The organism is Streptomyces fractus (assembly GCF_049844455.1).
In the GTDB taxonomy this organism is placed as follows: Bacteria; Actinomycetota; Actinomycetes; order Streptomycetales; family Streptomycetaceae; genus Streptomyces; species Streptomyces fractus.
Map to the genome: position 1 here is coordinate 4,538,274 of NZ_JBMYHI010000002.1, position 17,471 is coordinate 4,555,744.

13 protein-coding genes, 4 tRNA genes and 1 other RNA gene are annotated in these 17,471 nt (G+C 71.3%); 9 read left to right on the forward strand and 9 right to left on the reverse strand.

Annotation, left to right across the window (positions count from 1 at the left end):
• Nucleotides 1-63 precede the first annotated feature (63 nt).
• Genes purL through purS form a run of 3 tightly spaced genes read right to left on the reverse strand, consistent with a single transcriptional unit; the run spans nt 64 to nt 3,262 of the window.
• Nucleotides 64-2,313: a phosphoribosylformylglycinamidine synthase subunit PurL gene (purL, locus tag ACP4E5_RS22520; protein WP_425831430.1), complete on the reverse strand. Its 2,250-nt coding sequence runs from the start codon at nt 2,311-2,313 to the stop codon at nt 64-66.
• Nucleotides 2,310-2,993 (reverse strand): phosphoribosylformylglycinamidine synthase subunit PurQ, encoded by a 684-nt coding sequence (gene purQ, locus ACP4E5_RS22525; protein WP_425831432.1) that lies wholly within the window; start codon nt 2,991-2,993, stop codon nt 2,310-2,312. Before purQ ends, purL begins: the two co-directional genes overlap by 4 nt.
• Nucleotides 2,990-3,262 carry a phosphoribosylformylglycinamidine synthase subunit PurS gene (gene purS / locus ACP4E5_RS22530; protein WP_266712288.1) on the reverse strand — a complete coding sequence of 91 codons (273 nt, stop codon included), beginning with the start codon at nt 3,260-3,262 and terminating at the stop codon, nt 2,990-2,992. The genes purQ and purS overlap by 4 nt, the downstream gene beginning before the upstream one ends.
• 340 nt (nt 3,263-3,602) lie before the next feature.
• On the opposite strand from purS, the gene ACP4E5_RS22535 reads away from it, so the two are divergent.
• From ACP4E5_RS22535 to ACP4E5_RS22570, 8 genes are all read left to right on the forward strand, one after another.
• Nucleotides 3,603-3,923, forward strand: coding sequence for a histone-like nucleoid-structuring protein Lsr2 (locus tag ACP4E5_RS22535; RefSeq protein WP_425831434.1), 321 nt, complete (start codon nt 3,603-3,605; stop codon nt 3,921-3,923).
• A 134-nt stretch (nt 3,924-4,057) separates the two neighbouring features.
• Nucleotides 4,058-4,129, forward strand: a tRNA-Gly gene (locus tag ACP4E5_RS22540).
• A 52-nt stretch (nt 4,130-4,181) separates the two neighbouring features.
• Nucleotides 4,182-4,254: transfer RNA gene (locus ACP4E5_RS22545), tRNA-Gly, on the forward strand.
• 140 nt (nt 4,255-4,394) lie between these two features.
• Complete coding sequence (locus ACP4E5_RS22550; protein WP_425831436.1) at nt 4,395-5,372, forward strand: ABC transporter ATP-binding protein; 978 nt, start codon at nt 4,395-4,397, stop codon at nt 5,370-5,372.
• The gene (locus ACP4E5_RS22555; protein WP_425831438.1) at nt 5,369-6,154 is read left to right on the forward strand and encodes an ABC transporter permease; all 786 of its coding nucleotides are present in this window, start codon (nt 5,369-5,371) and stop codon (nt 6,152-6,154) included. Before ACP4E5_RS22550 ends, ACP4E5_RS22555 begins: the two co-directional genes overlap by 4 nt.
• A gap of 11 nt (nt 6,155-6,165) precedes the next feature.
• Nucleotides 6,166-7,428, forward strand: coding sequence for a sensor histidine kinase (locus ACP4E5_RS22560; protein WP_425831440.1), 1,263 nt, complete (start codon nt 6,166-6,168; stop codon nt 7,426-7,428).
• A complete protein-coding gene (locus ACP4E5_RS22565; RefSeq protein ID WP_425831442.1) occupies nt 7,425-8,033 on the forward strand; it encodes a response regulator in 609 nt (202 codons plus the stop codon). Before ACP4E5_RS22560 ends, ACP4E5_RS22565 begins: the two co-directional genes overlap by 4 nt.
• A 44-nt stretch (nt 8,034-8,077) precedes the next feature.
• A tRNA-Gly gene (locus ACP4E5_RS22570) sits at nt 8,078-8,153 on the forward strand.
• Between the two features lie 54 nt (nt 8,154-8,207).
• On the opposite strand, the gene ACP4E5_RS22575 is transcribed toward ACP4E5_RS22570, so the two are convergent.
• The 6 genes from ACP4E5_RS22575 to ffs all read right to left on the reverse strand — a co-directional run bounded on the left by ACP4E5_RS22575 (nt 8,208) and on the right by ffs (nt 17,104).
• Nucleotides 8,208-9,113, reverse strand: a complete 906-nt coding sequence (locus tag ACP4E5_RS22575) for a phosphoribosylaminoimidazolesuccinocarboxamide synthase (protein WP_425831444.1) — start codon at nt 9,111-9,113, stop codon at nt 8,208-8,210.
• A gap of 99 nt (nt 9,114-9,212) precedes the next feature.
• Nucleotides 9,213-10,700, reverse strand: coding sequence for a N,N-dimethylformamidase beta subunit family domain-containing protein (locus ACP4E5_RS22580; protein ID WP_425841568.1), 1,488 nt, complete (start codon nt 10,698-10,700; stop codon nt 9,213-9,215).
• A gap of 207 nt (nt 10,701-10,907) precedes the next feature.
• Complete coding sequence (locus tag ACP4E5_RS22585; RefSeq protein WP_425831446.1) at nt 10,908-12,953, reverse strand: hypothetical protein; 2,046 nt, start codon at nt 12,951-12,953, stop codon at nt 10,908-10,910.
• A 328-nt stretch (nt 12,954-13,281) separates the two neighbouring features.
• Nucleotides 13,282-14,541, reverse strand: a complete 1,260-nt coding sequence (gene purD, locus ACP4E5_RS22590) for a phosphoribosylamine--glycine ligase (protein WP_425831448.1) — start codon at nt 14,539-14,541, stop codon at nt 13,282-13,284.
• 127 nt (nt 14,542-14,668) lie between these two features.
• Complete coding sequence (locus ACP4E5_RS22595) at nt 14,669-16,942, reverse strand: DNA polymerase III subunit gamma and tau (RefSeq protein ID WP_425831450.1); 2,274 nt, start codon at nt 16,940-16,942, stop codon at nt 14,669-14,671.
• Between the two features lie 67 nt (nt 16,943-17,009).
• Nucleotides 17,010-17,104: signal recognition particle sRNA small type (gene ffs / locus ACP4E5_RS22600), an RNA gene on the reverse strand.
• A gap of 133 nt (nt 17,105-17,237) precedes the next feature.
• On the opposite strand from ffs, the gene ACP4E5_RS22605 reads away from it, so the two are divergent.
• A tRNA-Ser gene (locus tag ACP4E5_RS22605) sits at nt 17,238-17,322 on the forward strand.
• Nucleotides 17,323-17,471 lie beyond the last annotated feature (149 nt).

The window sequence follows — 17,471 nt, forward strand, 5'->3', positions numbered from 1 at the left end:
ACGGGCGGGGCCTACGGAACCGTACGACAGGTGGTGCGACGCCGGTGGTGGGACGGAGTGGAGCTACGCGAGCAGCTCCGGGATCGTCCCCTCGTGCGCCTCGCGCAGCTCGTCGAGGGTGAGCACGAACTCGCCCTGGACGTCGACGGAGTCACCGTCCACGACACCGATGCGGGTGACGGGCAGACCCCGCGCGCCGCACATGTCGTTGAAGCGGAGTTCCTCGCTGCGCGGGATCGAGACGATCGCGCGGCCGGCCGACTCGGAGAAGAGGAACGTGAACGCGTCCAGGCCCTCCGGGACGATCAGGCGTGCGCCCTTGCCGCCGAGCAGCGCCGACTCGGCCACGGCCTGGATCAGGCCGCCGTCGGACAGGTCGTGCGCGGCGTCGATCATGCCGTCGCGGGACGCCGAGATGAGGATCTCGCCGAGGAGACGCTCGCGCTCCAGGTCGACCTGCGGCGGCAGACCGCCGAGGTGGTCGTGGACGACCTGCGACCAGGCCGAACCGCCGAACTCCTCCTTGGTGTCGCCGAGCAGGTAGAGGAGCTGGCCCTCTTCCTGGAAGCCGACGGGGGTGCGGCGGGTGACGTCGTCGATGACACCGAGCACGGCCACGACCGGCGTCGGGTGGATCGCCGCCTCGCCCGTCTGGTTGTAGAGCGAGACGTTGCCGCCGGTCACCGGGGTGCCGAGCTGCTGGCAGCCGTCGGCCAGGCCACGGATGGCCTCCGCGAACTGCCACATGACGGCCGGGTCCTCGGGCGAACCGAAGTTCAGGCAGTCGGAGACCGCGAGGGGCTTGGCGCCGGTCGTCGCGACGTTCCGGTACGCCTCCGCAAGCGCGAGCTGCGCGCCCGTGTACGGGTCGAGCTTCGCGAAGCGGCCGTTGCCGTCGGTCGCAATGGCGACGCCGAGACCGGTCTCCTCGTCGATGCGGATCATGCCCGAGTCCTCGGGCTGCGCGAGCACGGTGTTGCCCTGCACGAAGTGGTCGTACTGCTGGGTGACCCACTTCTTCGACGCCTGGTTCGGCGAGGAGACGAGCTTGAGGACCTGGTCCTTCAGCTCGTCACTCGAAGCAGGCCGCGGCAGCTTGCCCGCATCGTCGGCCTGGAGCGCGTCCTGCCAGTCGGGGCGGGCGAGCGGGCGCTCGTAGACCGGGCCGTCGTGCGCGACCGTGCGCGGGTCGACGTCGACGATCTTCTCGCCGTGCCAGAAGATCTCCAGGCGGTCGCCGTCCGTCACCTCACCGATGACGGTGGCGATGACGTCCCACTTCTCGCAGATCTCGAGGAAGCGGTCGACCTTCTCCGGCTCGACCACGGCGCACATGCGTTCCTGCGACTCGCTCATGAGGATCTCCTCGGGCGAGAGCGTGGAGTCGCGCAGCGGTACGTCGTCCAGCTCGACGCGCATACCGCCCGAGCCGTTGGACGCCAGCTCGCTGGTGGCGCAGGAGATGCCGGCCGCGCCGAGGTCCTGGATGCCGACGACGAGCTTCTCGGCGAAGGCCTCCAGGGTGCACTCGATGAGGAGTTTCTCCTGGAAGGGGTCGCCGACCTGCACGGCGGGACGCTTCGAGGGCTTCGCGTCGTCGAAGGTCTCGGAGGCGAGGATGGAGGCGCCGCCGATGCCGTCGCCGCCCGTGCGGGCGCCGTACATGATGACCTTGTTGCCCGCGCCGGACGCCTTCGCGAGGTGGATGTCCTCGTGCCGCATGACGCCGATGGCACCGGCGTTGACCAGCGGGTTGCCCTGGTAGCAGGCGTCGAAGACGAGCTCGCCGCCGATGTTCGGCAGGCCCAGGCAGTTGCCGTAGCCACCGATGCCGGCGACGACGCCGGGCAGCACGCGCTTCGTGTCGGGGTGGTCGGCGGCGCCCATGCGCAGCGGGTCGACCACGGCGACCGGGCGGGCGCCCATCGCGATGATGTCGCGGACGATGCCGCCGACGCCCGTGGCCGCGCCCTGGTAGGGCTCGACGTACGACGGGTGGTTGTGCGACTCGACCTTGAAGGTGACGGCGTAGCCGTGGCCCACGTCGACGACGCCGGCGTTCTCACCGATGCCGACGAGCAGCGCGTCGGACTGCGGCGCCTTCTCGCCGAACTGGCGCAGGTGGACCTTGGAGGACTTGTACGAGCAGTGCTCGGACCACATGACCGAGTACATGGCGAGCTCGGCGCCGGTGGGACGGCGGCCGAGGATCTCCACGACCCGCTCGTACTCGTCCTTCTTCAGGCCGAGTTCGGCCCAGGGCAGCTCGACGTCGGGAGTCTTCGCGGCGTTCTCTGTGGTGTCGAGGCTCATGAGGCGGCGACCAGCTTCTTGAGGATCGAGGTGAAGAACGGGAGGCCGTCGGTGCGGCCGCTCCCGATGAGGGGCTCGACGGCGTGCTCCGGGTGGGGCATCAGACCGACGACGTTGCCCGCCGCGTTCGTGATGCCCGCGATGTCACGGAGGCTGCCGTTGGGGTTGAAGTCCATGTATCGGAAGGCGACCCGGCCCTCCGCCTCCAGCATGTCGAGCGTGCGCTCGTCGGCCACGTAGCGGCCGTCCATGTTCTTCAGCGGGATGTGGATCTCCTGCCCGGCGTCGTAGTCGACGGTCCAGGCGGTGTCCGCGTTCTCCACCCGCAGCTTCTGATCGCGGCAGATGAAGTGCAGGTGGTCGTTGCCGAGCATGGCGCCGGGGAGCAGGTGGGCCTCGGTGAGGACCTGGAATCCGTTGCAGATCCCGAGGACCGGGAGGCCCGCCTTCGCCTGCTCGATCAGCGTCTCCATGACGGGCGAGAAACGCGAAATGGCGCCCGCACGCAGGTAATCGCCGTAGGAGAAACCACCGGGCAGGACGACCGCGTCGACCTGCTTCAGGTCCTTGTCCTTGTGCCAGAGCGCGACCGGCTCGGCACCGGCAAGCCGGATCGCCCGCTGGGTGTCGCGATCATCGAGGGAACCGGGAAAGGTGACGACGCCAATACGAGCGGTCACTTTTCGGCTCCCACCGCGGGCTCTTCCACCTTGACGGTGAAGTTTTCGATCACGGTGTTGGCGAGGAAGGTTTCCGCCAGCTCATGGATACGGGCAAGAGCGGCGTCATCCACCGGCCCGTCCACTTCGAGCTCGAAACGCTTTCCCTGACGTACGTCGGAGATGCCGTCGAAACCGAGGCGCGGCAGCGCGCGCTGCACCGCCTGGCCCTGGGGGTCGAGGATCTCCGGCTTGAGCATGACGTCGACTACGACGCGTGCCACTGGCACTCCCGGTGTGTGGTTGAGCTGGTCCGTTCAGCGTACCTGCCCAAATTTTCTACTCGCGTAGACAGTAGGAAGCTACGAGATGCGGATCACGTTATGGCAACGACATGAGATCCCCACGGAAAGTTAAGGGAAAGACTCCGGATATCCGCCCGTGGAGACACACCGAGACTTTTAACTGGTCTTCCCACTGCAATGCCGGACAGGGTAAAAAGGAATTGGCAGATACAGGCACTCGGCCTGAACTCGGGGCACCGCATTGCCCGGGCATTGCCTGACAACAGCTGGACAGTCTGCATCACCGCACGTCAAAGCGGGGTGCTGGACGAAGGGACCGATATTCGTGGCGCAGCGTGTCGTGGTCACTCTCTTTGACGACATCGACGGCGGGGAAGCGGCGGAGACGATCACATTCGGTCTCGACGGCTCGTCGTACGAGATCGACCTCAATAAGGCGAACGCCCATCAGCTCCGCGAGGCGCTGGCCCCCTACCTGGAGGCGGGCCGCAAGCGGTCGGGGAAGACCGGCAAGGCGTACAAGCGCACCGATCTGAGCCCGGACCCGGCCGCCGTCCGCGCCTGGGCCCGCTCGAACCACTTCGACGTGCCGCCGCGCGGCCGCATCCCGAAGCGGGTCTACGAGGCCTTCGCCGAGGCCAACTGAGCGCGCACGGCCCCGCGGCGCCCGCCGTCAGGATCCCGTCGCGGCAACCGACTTGCGTTGCACCCCCGCCCCTCGGCTAAAGTCTGGAGCACGCCGAGGGGCGAGGCCGCAGGGCCGGACCTCACGGAGTACATGCGGGTGTAGTTCAGTAGCAGAACATCCCCCTTCCAGGGGGAAGGCGCAGTGTGCAATTCCTGTCACCCGCTCTGCATCGCGTACCGAGCACTTCGGTGGATACGGTAGGCTGATGCAAGCAGTGCGAACGTAGCTCAGTTGGTAGAGCGCAACCTTGCCAAGGTTGAGGTCGCCGGTTCGAACCCGGTCGTTCGCTCAGAGAACGAAAGCCCCGGTCCTCACGGACCGGGGCTTTCGTCGTTCATGAATCGATCACGACGGCGCTCTGACATTTGTCATGCGAGCCGATGACAGCGCGCACTGCCGACCTTCCGCCCCGGGCGGAAGGCTGGACGCATGACCAGCAACGAGCGCGTGATCGACGTCACCGATCTGCGCCGCGTGTACGGGGACAGCACCAAGGGGTCCTTCGAGGCGGTGCGCGGAGTCAGCTTCTCCGTGGGCCGCGGCGAGCTCTTCGCCCTCCTCGGCACGAACGGCGCCGGAAAGACCTCCACGGTCGAACTCATCGAAGGACTCGCGGCCCCCGCCGGTGGCCGAGTGCGGGTGCTCGGGCACGACCCGTACAGCGAACGGGACCGGGTGCGGCCGCGGATCGGGGTGATGCTGCAGGACGGCGGCTTCCCCAGCGAGCTGACCGTCACCGAGACCGTACGGATGTGGGCGGGGTGCACGAGCGGGGCCCGGCCCATCGGTGAGGCCCTGGACGCGGTGGGACTCGGCAAGCGCGGGAAGGTGCGCGTCAAGCAGCTGTCCGGCGGCGAGAAGCGGCGGCTCGACCTCGCGCTCGCGCTGCTCGGCCGGCCCGAGGTGCTCTTCCTCGACGAGCCGACCACCGGGCTCGACGCCGAAGGGCGCCGCGACACCTGGGAGTTGGTGCGCCGGCTGCGCGCCGAGGGCACCACAGTGCTGCTGACCACGCACTACCTCGAAGAGGCCGAGGAGCTCGCCGACCGGCTCGCGATCCTGCACGAGGGCCGGATCGCCGCCGAGGGCCGCGTCGACGAGGTCGTCGCCGCGCAGCCCTCGCACATCTCCTTCGAGCTGCCCGAGGGGTACTTCGTGGGCGACCTGCCGCCCCTGGGTTCGCTCGGCGTCGACACGCACGACGTCGAGGGCCGGCTGATCCGGCTGCGCACCGACGACCTTCAGCGGGCCGCGACCGGGGTGCTCGTGTGGGCCAGGGACGCGGGCATCGAGCTGCGGAGGCTCGACGTGCGCGGCGCCTCGCTGGAGGAGGCGTTCCTGCGGATCGCGCAGGACGCCAAGGGCTCCGCGGGGGCACCGGACCGGGAGAAGGAGATGGCGGTATGAGTGCCGTGACGACGACCATGACCACCTCGGCGGGGCGGCTCAAGGCGCTCGCGCGGGCCGAGTTCACGCTCATCGGGCGGAGCAAGGGCGTGCTGTTCACGGCGGTGTTCGTGCCGCTCGTGCTGCCCTTCAGCGTCTCCCGGTCGGTCGACAAGAGCGATCTGAAGGGGGTCGGGCTCGACCTCGGAACCGTCATGATCTCCTCCGCGATCGCGTTCTCACTGCTGTTCGCCGTGTACAGCTCACTGGTGAGCGTGTACGCGTCGCGGCGCGAGGAGCTCGTCCTCAAGCGGCTGCGCACCGGGGAGCTGCGCGATCTGGAGATCCTCAGCGGGGCCGCGGTGCCGTCCGTCGTGATCGGACTCGTCCAGTGCACGGCGGTGGCCGTCGTGTGCGCCTTCGCGCTGGACGCGGGGGCGCCCGAAGCGCCTCAACTGGTCGTGCTCGGCGTGCTGTTGGGCATCCCGCTGTGCGTCGCGCTCGCCGCCCTCACCACGGTCTTCAGCCGCAGCGTGGAAAGCGCCCAGGTCGCCGCGATGCCCATGCTGCTCGTGTCGATGATCGGCTCCGGGGCCGTCGTTCCCCTTGAGGTCCTGCCGGACAAGATGGCGGCCGTGTGCGAGCTGCTGCCGCTGACGTCGGCGCTCACGCTGGTACGGGGCGGCTGGAGCGGCACCCTCTCCGGCGGGGAGTCCCTGAAGGCGATCGCCATCGCGGTGGCCTGGATTCTGGTCGCGGTGTTTGCTGTGCAGAAGCGGTTCCGCTGGGAACCGCGGCGCTGAGAGGGGCTGACGTGCGGGTTCGTTGGCGGGACCGGAGCAAGGTCGAGCGGGTCGAGTGGCAGACCAGGGTCACGCTGCGCGCGGTCAACTGGCTGTTCTTCGCTGCCTGGTCGGTCACCGGGCTCGCGGGCAGCGTGCTGCACGGCACCGTCCCGCACGCCCTGGCCGGGTCCCTGCTCGCCGTGAACCTGGTGCAGTGCGTGATCGGCGACCGGCACGCGCTGGCCGGTCTCGACCAGTATCTGGGCCGCCGCCCCGTGCCCCGGGCCCTCACGGGCGCGAGCGCCGCGCTGGCCGTCATCGCACTCGGGCTCATCGTCGCGCTGACCGTCACCGACAGCGTGCGGGCCGACCTGATCTCCATGCCGCTGGTGTTCGCACCGATGCCGTTCGCCTGCGCCTACGCGCTGACGGTGCCGGTGCGGACCTTCGCACGGCGGGCCGCGGTCGCCGTCGTGGCCGGTGTCGCCGTCGCCGCGGCCATCGGCACCTCGGCCGGCGGCCTCGTGGTCGTGGCCCTGATGCTGGCCCTGACCGCCGTTCTCGCCCTGCTGACGTTCCGGTGCTCCGCGTGGTCGCTCTCCGTCATGTGGGAGTCCGAGCGGGCCCGCGAGGTCGAGGCCCGGCTCGCCGTCGCCGAGGAGCGGCTGCGGTTCGGGCGCGATCTGCACGATGTGATGGGGCGCAACCTGTCCGTCGTCGCGCTGAAGAGCGAGCTCGCGGTGCAGCTGGCGCGGCGCGGGCGGACCGAGGACGCCGTGGCGCAGATGACCGAGGTGCAGCGCATCGCCCAGGAGTCGCAGAAGGAGGTCCGCGAGGTGGTGCGGGGGTACCGCGAGATCGACCTCGGCGTCGAACTGGCAGGTGCGCAGGGCGTGTTGAGCGCTGCCGGGATCGCCTGCACGGTCACGGGTTCCGCGGCCGGGCTTCCGGGCGAGGTGCAGTCGGCGCTCGGCTGGGTGGTGCGGGAGGCCACGACGAACGTGCTGCGGCACGGCGACGCGAAGTCCTGCCGGGTGGAGCTGGTGACCGGGGCGGAGGAGGTCGTGCTGACGGTGGAGAACGACGGAGCGGGCGCGGGAGCGGGGGCCGGCGCCGGGAGCGGGCAGGGGTCCGGGCTCGCGGGGCTGCGGGAGCGGTTGGCCGCGGTGAACGGGGAGTTGGAGGCGGGGATGGTGCGGGAGCGGGTGTTCCGGGTGGTGGCGAGGGTGCCGGTGGCGGACGCGGGAAGACCGGACGGCGTACGTGAGACGTCCGCGGAGGGCGTCCGATGAGCCTGCGCGTACTGCTCGCCGACGACGAGCACCTCATCCGAGGCGCGCTCGCCGCGCTGCTCGCGCTCGAGGACGATCTCGTCGTGGTCGCCGAGGCCGCCAGCGGGCCCGAGGCGCTCGCCATGGCGCGGGCGCACCGGCCGGACGTCGCCGTGCTCGATCTGCAGATGCCGGGCGCCGACGGTGTGAGTGTGGCCACATCGATCCGGGACGAACTGCCCGGCTGCCGCACCATGATCGTGACCAGTCACGGGCGCCCGGGGCATCTGAAGCGGGCCCTCACCGCGGGCGTGCGCGGCTTCGTACCGAAGACGGTGAGCGCGCAGCGGCTCGCCGAGATCATCCGCACCGTGCACGCCGGAAACCGCTATGTGGACCCGGAGTTGGCGGCCGACGCGATCTCCGCCGGGGACACGCCGCTGACCGCGCGCGAGGCCGAGGTGCTGGAACTCGCGGCCGACGGCGCGCCCGTGTCGGAGATCGCGGAGCGGGCCGCGCTGTCCCAGGGGACGGTCCGGAACTATCTCTCGTCGGCCGTCTCGAAGCTCGGCGTGGAGAACCGTCACGCGGCGGTGCGTCTCGCACGCGAGCGAGGTTGGGTATAGTTGGCGTCGCGCCACGGCGCAGCGGCACCGCGCAAGCGGAGCTTGCGAACGTAGCTCAGTTGGTAGAGCGCAACCTTGCCAAGGTTGAGGTCGCCGGTTCGAACCCGGTCGTTCGCTCCATGAAGAAAGGCCCCCGGTCCGAGGACCGGGGGCCTTTCTCGTTGCCGCGTCTTGTTACGCGTTCCAGGGCGTGCCCGTCAGCAGCTCGTACGCCTCGATGTACTTGGCGCGGGTCGCGGTGACGACCTCGTCCGGGAGCGCGGGCGGCGGCTGCTCGCTCTTGCGGTCCCAGCCGGAGGCCGGCGAGGTCAGCCAGTCCCGCACGAACTGCTTGTCGTAACTCGGCTGGGCGCGCCCCGGCTGCCACTGGTCGGCCGGCCAGAAGCGGGAGGAGTCCGGGGTCAGCACCTCGTCGGCGAGGATCAGCGTCCCGTCCTTGTCGAAGCCGAACTCGAACTTCGTGTCCGCCAGGATGATGCCGCGCTCACGCGCGATGTCCCGGGCCCGGCTGTAGACGGAGAGGGTGGCCTGGCGCAGCGCGGCGGCGGTCTCCGCGCCGACTTGGCGGGCCACCTCCTCGTAGCTGACGTTCTCGTCGTGCTCGCCGACCTCGGCCTTCGTGGCGGGTGTGAAGATCGGGGCGGGCAGCTCGGAGCCGTCCTCCAGGCCCTCGGGGAGGGCGAGGCCGCAGACCGTGCGCGAGTCGTTGTACTCGACCAGGCCCGATCCGGTGAGATAGCCGCGGGCCACGGCCTCGACCGGGACCATGTCGAGGCTCTTGCAGACGAGGGTGCGGCCCGCCCAGTCGGCGGGGGCGCCCTCGGGCAGCTCCTGCGAGATGACGTGGTTCGGGATCAGGTCCTGGAGCTGGTCGAACCACCACAGGGACAGCTGCGTGAGGACCTTTCCCTTGTCGGGGATCGGCGTGGGCAGCACCCAGTCGTAGGCCGAGATGCGGTCGGTGGCGACCATGACGAGGTCGCCCGCCTCGTTCCGGTACAGGTCGCGCACCTTGCCGGTGTGGAGATGCACCAGGCCCGGCACCTGTACTGGCTCGGGCTTTTCGACGAATCCGGACATGGTTCCTCCCCGTGGGTCTGTACGAGTACCCCGATTCTCCCGTACGTGGGGGCGGGTTTTGGCCACGGGGCGAGCCGGCGTGCTGTGGGCTCGGTCTCGTCAGTCCCGTTTGCAGATGCGGTCGAGGAGATTCGCGGTCGCCCGCTGGATCCGCGGGTCGACGTGGCCGGGGCGGTCCAGGGCCGGGGACCAGGCGAACGTCCCGGACGCGAAGACCAGCGCTCCGGACGGGGACCGGTACAGGGATGTCTCCTGGTGGCGGCGGGCCTTGTCGCTGTCGCGGTACGGGGAGTGCGCGAGCAGGATCCGGTCCTGGTGCTCGGGCAGCGACGTGCGCGGGAAGTAGCGGTCGGCCTCGCCTGCGACCAGGTCCGCTATCTCGTCGCCCTCGTGCGCGCCGGTCGCATCCCACAGCCAGTGGTCCGCGTTCCGCACGATCAGGGGGTGCGGGTCGGGGACGCGGCCCGCGTACTGGATGCCCAGGAGCTGCTGCTCCGGCTTGTCGATCTCCCGCCACAGCGTGGGCTTTCCGGGGCCTCTGCGCTTGCGGCAGGTCAGCAGCCGGTCCGGGACGCCGGACGGGGAAGGGCCCAACTCCACTTGCCAGTACATGGTGTTGGCGGAGAGGAAGACGAGTGACGTGCCGGTCTCCCGGGCCAGCTCGGTCGTGCGGCGCATGTTCGCCGACCAGTACTCGTCGTGCCCCGGGAAGACGAGGCCCCGGTAGCGGGTCGGGTCGATGCGGCCCGCGTGCAGATCGCGGGCGTCGGCGTACGCCAGGTCGTATCCGTACCGCTCGGCCCAGCGGATGAAGTCATAGGCGTGCCCCACGTGCAGGGGGAGGCCGGCGCCCGCGTACGGGCGGTCGAAGGAGACCGTGATCGCGGCCTCGCTCTCGCCGAGCAGCCGGCCGTCGTCGTCCCACGCGTGGTACAGGCTGGCGCCCGTCCGCCCGTCCTCCGGGTAGAGGTTGTACGCCTGCCAGGTGATGTCCGGGAGCAGGAGCAGCAGGTCGGCGGGCTCGGCGTCGCGGACCGTGAAGGGGACGTGCGAGCGATAGCCGTCGAGCGTCGTGAGGACGGCGACGTACGCGCCGACATTCCAGTACGACGGGATCTGGAGCCGCCACGACAGCCACCAGTGGTGGCAGGAGACGGTGCGGTCCGCGGCCAGCGGGGGCGGCTGGACGATGCCGGACAGGCGCGGGCTCGTGATGATCTTGCGGGCGCCGTCGCCCCCGTAGTGGCCGATGCGGTAGACGTCCACGGTGAACTGCTGGGGCGGGTCCACCGTGATGTGGAAGTCGATCGCCTCGCCGGGGGCCGCGGCGCCGGTCGAGGTGAAGCCCTTGATCTGGCGGTGCACGTCGTCGGCGGTGCGGGGGCCGCTGGTGCGGGGGGCCGGGATGTCGTGCGAGCCGGGACGCGGCACGTGGTCGGCGTACCAAGGAACGACTTGTCCGGTGTCGTCGAAGTAATGCTCACTTCCGCGCAGCCAGGGGAGCGGTCCCTGTCCGAACGGGTCCGTCACCGCGTGCGCCAGCGCGCCTGATTCCCAGCGGGTCGTACGCGGCCGGGGCGGGGGCATGTCGCTGCTCGCCAGGTCCTTCGGGTGCCCCTCCCTGTCCGGCCCCATGCCCGCTCCCCTCCCTCACTCCCCCGAGCCCTCACGCGCGGCCTCATGTCCGCGACCGGTCCCAGCACATCACATTACGCACGCACTCCGTCACCGTTCGTCGTGAATTGACGAGAGTGGAACAGTTCCCTCCGGATTTCCGGGAGTTGGGGTAGTGCCTCACACGAGGCGCACCGGCTTCTCCGCGCGGATGCCCCGGCGGGTCAGCCAGTCCTTGAGCGGCTCCACGTCGCCGTCCTCCACGAGGCTCAGCACGCGCGGCGCCAGGTCGGCCGTCCGCTCCCCGTCGACCAGGAGCGAGGGGCCGTCCAGCCAGTCCAGGCCAGGCGCCGCGCCCGCCGTGTCCACGGCGGCGCAGCAGACCATCGCGGTGACGTGGTCGGCCAGCAACTCCCGCCCACTGCGCGGCGGTTGCAGCGGAAACAACGGCAACGCCCCTTCGTCCCACAACGCCCCGTCCGGACTCCCCTGCCCCACCGCCGGCGCACCCCCCACACTCTCCTCCCGGGCCACCTCAGCAACGAGCCCAGCAGAAAGCACATCAAGAACCCCTTCACCCGACCCGTCGGACAAGCCGGGGGAGGGGGCGGACGCCTCCGGCGCATGGGCGGGGGATGTGGGCGCTTCAGGCGTGTCGGCGGTGAGTGCGGGCGCTTCGAGCGCATCGGCGGCGGTCGCCGAACGACCGAGCCCACCGGCGGCGGATGCAGGCGCTTCAAGCCCGTCGGCAGGGGACGCGGGCGCTTCAAGGCCGTCGGCGGTGGGTGCCGAGACATCAAGCGCACCCGCGGTGGGCGCAGGAGAATCAAGTCCGTCGGCGGATGCAGACGCTTCAAGCCCGTCGGCGGCGGGTGCGGGAAAATCAAGCCCCTGCGGCGATTGAGCAGCGGGGCCCGGGGCGGAGCCCCGAGGCGTGGGGTCGGGCGACCGGTCCGCGACGGACGCGGAGCCCCGAGGCGTGGGGTCGGGGGACCGGTCCGAGGACGGCGCCGCCGAGAGGTGATCCAGGACGCGGGCCAACGTCGGCCCCTCCGCACCCCCGGAGGGAACCCGTACGCCCAACGTGTCCAGCACCCGATGCAACCGAGCCGCATCCATCCGCCACTTCCGGTCCACCACCTCGTCCGGATACTCCTGCCAGTCCACCGGCGCCCAGTCGGGCCCCCGCTCGGCCGGACCACCATGGAAGAGGCGCGCGGCGAGCAACGACGCCGCCTCGTCGACGGTCCCGGGCTCTTCGAGCAGGTCGCACGCGGGACGCTCACCGAGCCGCGAGGCAAAGCTCCCGTCCTGCGCCGCGAGGCGATCACGCCGGGACAGCTCGGTCAGCGCCGCGACCACACCCGCATCGAGCCGGGCGGGCCAGCGGCCCATCCGCCAGGCCGGTAGCGCGACCCGCGTGAGCAACCGGTCCCAGCCCGCGTAGGCGAGCCCGACCTGCTCCTGGGCGACGATCCGCAGCCCGTAGTCCACCGCCTGGGCGCGCTCGGCCGCGGCCGCGGCGACGCCGCGCTCCATCTCGGCCGCGTGCACCCGGCACGCGGTCAGCATCAGCCGGGCGACCCGGCCGACACCGCCGAGCACGACACGCGCCACCGGCCCACGGCCACCGGCGGCGGAAACCGCCACCGCCGCGTCCAGGCCACGGATGAAGCGCCGGGCAGCCGCTATGTCGGGGTGCGCCGAAGGGCCCGTACCCGCGACGACCGGGGCCAGGACCGCGCGCAGCTCACCCACCCGCATCCACCACAGGAAGGGGGATCCGATCACGAGGACGGGCGCGGCGGGGGCCTTGGGGTCACCGGGCGGGCCGTGGGCCGGATGCGTACGGTCCTCGAGCCAGCTGTCGCAGTCCGGCGTGAGCGCTATCGCCGAGGGCGCCGGAACGTCGAGCCGGTCCGCCAGATCGCGCACCAGCCGGTACAGGTCGGGGGCGGTGCTCTCGACGATCGGGACCGTCGGGCTGACCGCCGGGCGGGCGCGCGCCACGACGACGGCGACGGCGGCGGCCGCGAGCAGGACGACGAGGGCGATCGCGCTCACGACGACGCGCGCGACGTCCCAGCCCCCGCCCGTCAGATGACCGGTGGTGCCGCCCGCGAGCAGCACCACGGAAACGGCTGCGGGAAGCAGCGCGACAGCCGTCGCCCTGCTGCGGATGCGCAGCACGGCGAGGGCTCGGGAGCGCGCACTCTGCGCACCCATCTCCACACCCGTACCGGACACGACCGATGTCACCCCCTGCTGCCCTTGCCTGGTGCCCGGCCAGGGGCCGAGGCCCGCGGCAGAGCTCTGGTGGCGTTGCTCACTCCCCCACAATGGCACCCGCCACTGACATCGCAATGCCGGTGGTCCGTCTGGTTCTGCGCGGCTCGCACGGGTGCCGTAACTCCGTGCGCCGCACCCTAGTTGGGGGTTCCGGCCTCGTCAGCCGGTTGGGCCAGCGGTCACTCGATGGAATGGCTTTGGGCAGAGGTGGGTGACATCGGGCGCCGGGCAGGCGAGGGTGTGGCCCGCCCGGAACCGGTCGGCATCAGCTGCCGGAAGCCGCCTTCGCGGCGATGTCCGTGCGGTGCTGCGAGCCGTCGAGGCCGATGCGGTCCACGGCGGCGTACGCGCGCTCGCGGGCCTGCGTCAGGTCGCCGCCGACCGCGGTGACGGACAGCACGCGGCCGCCCGCGCTGACGACCGCGTCGCTCCCGGCGTCGCGCTTGGTGCCGGCGTGCAGCACGTACGCGTTCGGCCCGTCCTGCGCGTCCACCTCGTCGAGCCCGGTGATCGGGTCGCCGGTGCGCGGGGTGCCGGGGTAGTTGTGCGAGGCGATGACGACGGTGACGGCCGCGTCCTCGCTCCAGCGCAGCGGCTCGAGGTCGGCGAGCGTGCCGTTGGCCGACGCCAGCAGGACACCGGCGAGCGGCGTCTTGAGGCGGGCCAGGACGACCTGGGTCTCGGGGTCGCCGAAGCGGGCGTTGAACTCGATGACGCGGACGCCGCGGCTGGTGATCGCGAGACCGGCGTAGAGCAGGCCCGAGAAGGGGGTGCCGCGCCGCGCCATCTCGTCGACCGTCGGCTGCAGCACCGTGTCGAGGACTTCCCTGACCAGCTTCGGGTCGGCCCACGGGAGCGGCGAATAGGCGCCCATCCCGCCGGTGTTGGGGCCCTCGTCGCCGTCGAGCGCGCGCTTGAAGTCCTGGGCGGGCTGCAGCGGGACGACGGTGGTGCCGTCGGTGATCGCGAAGAGGGAGACCTCGGGGCCGTCGAGGAACTCCTCGATGACGACGCGCTCACAGGCCTTCGCGTGGGCGCGGGCCTCCTCGATGTCGTCGGTCACGACGACGCCCTTGCCGGCGGCGAGTCCGTCGTCCTTCACGACGTACGGAGCGCCGAACGCGTCGAGCGCCTCGTCGATCTCGGCCGCGTTGGTGCACACGTAGGAGCGGGCGGTGGGCACGTCGGCTCCGGCCATGACGTCCTTGGCGAACGCCTTGGAGCCCTCCAGCTGGGCGGCCTCGCCGGACGGGCCGAAGACGGGGATGCCGGCGGCGCGGACCGCGTCGGCGACACCGGCGACCAGGGGCGCCTCGGGGCCGACGACGACGAGGTCGGCCTCCAGCTCCTGGGCGAGGGCGGTGACCGCCGCGCCGTCGAGGGCGTCGACCGCGTGCAGCTCGGCGACCTCGGCGATGCCTGCGTTGCCGGGAGCACAGTGCAGGGCGGTGACGTCGGGGTCGAGGGACATTGAGCGGCACAGGGCGTGTTCGCGGGCGCCGCTGCCGATGACGAGGACCTTCACGCCGGTCAGCCTATCCGTACGGCCGGGGTGGTCTTGTACGGGCTACCCAAGGCGGGGGCGGCCGGGGCTTGTGGGTTCCTCCAGTCCACTGGCCCTCCAGGCTCCTGCGAGCAGCGCGGGCTCCGCGCTACTCGTTCGTGAACTCCTCGACCACTGTCGCTCCCAGTTCGCGGACGATCAGGTCGTGGCCCGAGAGCGACTTCTCGTCCAGGTCCGGGTCGTCGTCCTCCGGAATGTCATCCTCCACCGACACCGAACGGCGGGGCGGCTCCTGGGGAGCGGGGGCCGGGGCGGGCTCCGCGCTGGGCTGAGCGGGCCGGTCGGCGGACGGCTGGGACCGGGCCGGTGGCGCGGGGGCCGGGGCGGGCTCCGGTGCCGGGGCGGGCGCGTACCCGCCTCCGCCATAGCCGCCTCCGCCGTTTCCGCCGTATCCACCGCCGGGACCGGGCGGCGGGGGTGCGCCGCCTCCACCTGACGTGTCGACGACGGCGTCGATCTTCCAGTTCGCCCCGAACTGCTCGGACAGTGCCGCCTTCAGTACGTCCTCGCTGCCGCTGCTCACGAAGTTGTCACGGGCGCCGACGTTCACGAAACCGAGCTGGAGTGTGGCGCCGTCGAAGCCGGTGACCTGCGCGTTCTGACTGAGCAAGATCCAGGTGAAGCGGCGCTTGTTCTTGACCGCCTCCAGGATGTTCGGCCAGAGCGTACGGGGATCGGGGCCGCCGGCCGGGGCCGCCGCGGCGGGCGGCGCCGACTGCTGCGGGGCAGGGCCGGGGGCCGGGGCCGTCGGCTGCGGGGCGGGCGGGGTGGCCGAGGCGGACGGCTGGCCGGAACCAGCGGCCGCGGCCGTGGGCCACCCGCCGGGCCTGCGACCGGCACCGGCACCGCCACCACCTGCCGGGGCGGCGGTGGGCCAGGAACCGGGGGCGGCCGGGGCGGGCTGGGCCTCCACGGGCGCGGCGGGAGCCGGGGTGGGGGTCGGAGCGGGGGCCGGGGTCGGGGCAGCAGGGGCCTGCGCCTGCGGAGCCATCGGCGCCGCCGGAGCCTGAGCCTGAGCCGCGCCGGGTCCGCCACCGGGTCCGCCGCCCGGCCCGCCGCCTCGGACCGCGGCCCGGGCCGCCGCGGGCCCGCCCCCCGGCTCGACGGGCGGCACGGGCGCCTGTGCCGGGGCAGCGCCATGGGCATCGGGCCCGGGCACGTACGCCATGGAAGGCGCGGGGCCCTGCCCGCCCGGCGTGAAGACTCCGCCGCGCTCGATGCGGTCGAGGCGGGCCATGACCGAACGTTCGTCGTTGTACGCGGCGGGCAGCAGCACGCGCGCGCAGATCAGCTCGAGCTGGAGCCGCGGAGCGTTGGCGCCGCGCAACTCGGTCAGGCCCTCGTTGACGAGATCGGCGGCCCGGCTGAGCTCGGCGGCGCCGAATGTGCCCGCCTGCGCCTGCATCCGCTCCACGACATCGGCCGGGGCGTCGATGAGCCCCTTCTCCGCGGCGTCCGGAACGGCGGCCAGGATCACCAGGTCCCGCAGCCGCTCAAGGAGGTCGGCCACGAAGCGCCGCGGGTCGTTGCCCCCCTCGATGACCCGGTCCACGACCTCGAAGGCGGCGGCACCGTCACCGGTGGCGAACGCCTCGACCACGGAGTCGAGCAGCGAACCGTCCGTGTATCCGAGCAGGCCGGTCGCCATGGCATACGTCACACCGTCGTCGCCCGCACCTGCGAGCAGCTGGTCCATGACGGACATGGAGTCACGCACGGATCCCGCGCCGGCCCGGACGACGAGCGGCAGCACGCCCTCCTCGACGGCCATGGCCTCCTTGCCGCACACCTCGCCCAGGTAGTCGCGCAGCGTCCCCGGCGGCACGAGCCGGAACGGGTAGTGGTGCGTCCTGGACCGGATCGTCCCGATGACCTTCTCGGGCTCGGTGGTCGCGAAGATGAACTTGAGGTGCTCCGGCGGCTCCTCGACGACCTTCAGCAGCGCGTTGAACCCCGCCGATGTGACCATGTGGGCCTCATCGATGATGTAGATCTTGTAGCGGCTGCTCGCCGGGCCGAAGAAGGCCTTCTCGCGCAGATCACGGGCGTCGTCCACACCACCGTGCGAAGCGGCGTCGATCTCGATGACGTCGATCGACCCCGGCCCGTTGCGCGCGAGGTCCTGGCACGACTGGCACTCCCCGCACGGATTCGGGGTGGGGCCCTGCTCGCAGTTGAGACAGCGGGCCAGGATGCGCGCGCTGGTCGTCTTGCCGCAGCCGCGCGGGCCCGAGAACAGGTACGCGTGATTGACCCGGTTGTTCCGCAGCGCCTGCTGCAGCGGGTCGGTTACATGTTCCTGCCCGATGACCTCGGCGAACGACTCCGGGCGGTAACGGCGGTAGAGCGCGAGAGACGACACGCATACGAGGTTATAGGCGCCCACTGACAACCGGACCCGCCCACGGGTATCGCCCGCCCCCGGAAACGTAAACGCCCCCCACGCACCCGCCAGAGCCGACTTACCCTTGCTGCCTTCCGGCCCTGGGGGAGTTCAGTCAGATAGCGCCACGTGAGGGGCTGACGCCAACAGTACCCGATCCCCCACCGTGGAAAGAACCCGGAGGTCCACCCCCTGATCGGTCGACCGATCCGTCGACGACCTTGATCATCAACGTGGTCGCGAGCACCCTTCAGCGTCTTGTATTGTTTGCGGCGGAGGATTCGCCTAGTGGCCTAGGGCGCACGCTTGGAAAGCGTGTTGGGGGCAACCCCTCACGAGTTCGAATCTCGTATCCTCCGCCGGCGGAAGGCCCGGACCGAGTGATCGGTTCGGGCCTTCGTCGTTTCCCGGCGCGGACGTCCCCTCCCGCTCTCCTGGGGAAAACCCCACCCCCAAGACACCCCGCAGCCCCATGTCCCCGGCGCCGTCGAATCGCGACGCTTGTGGC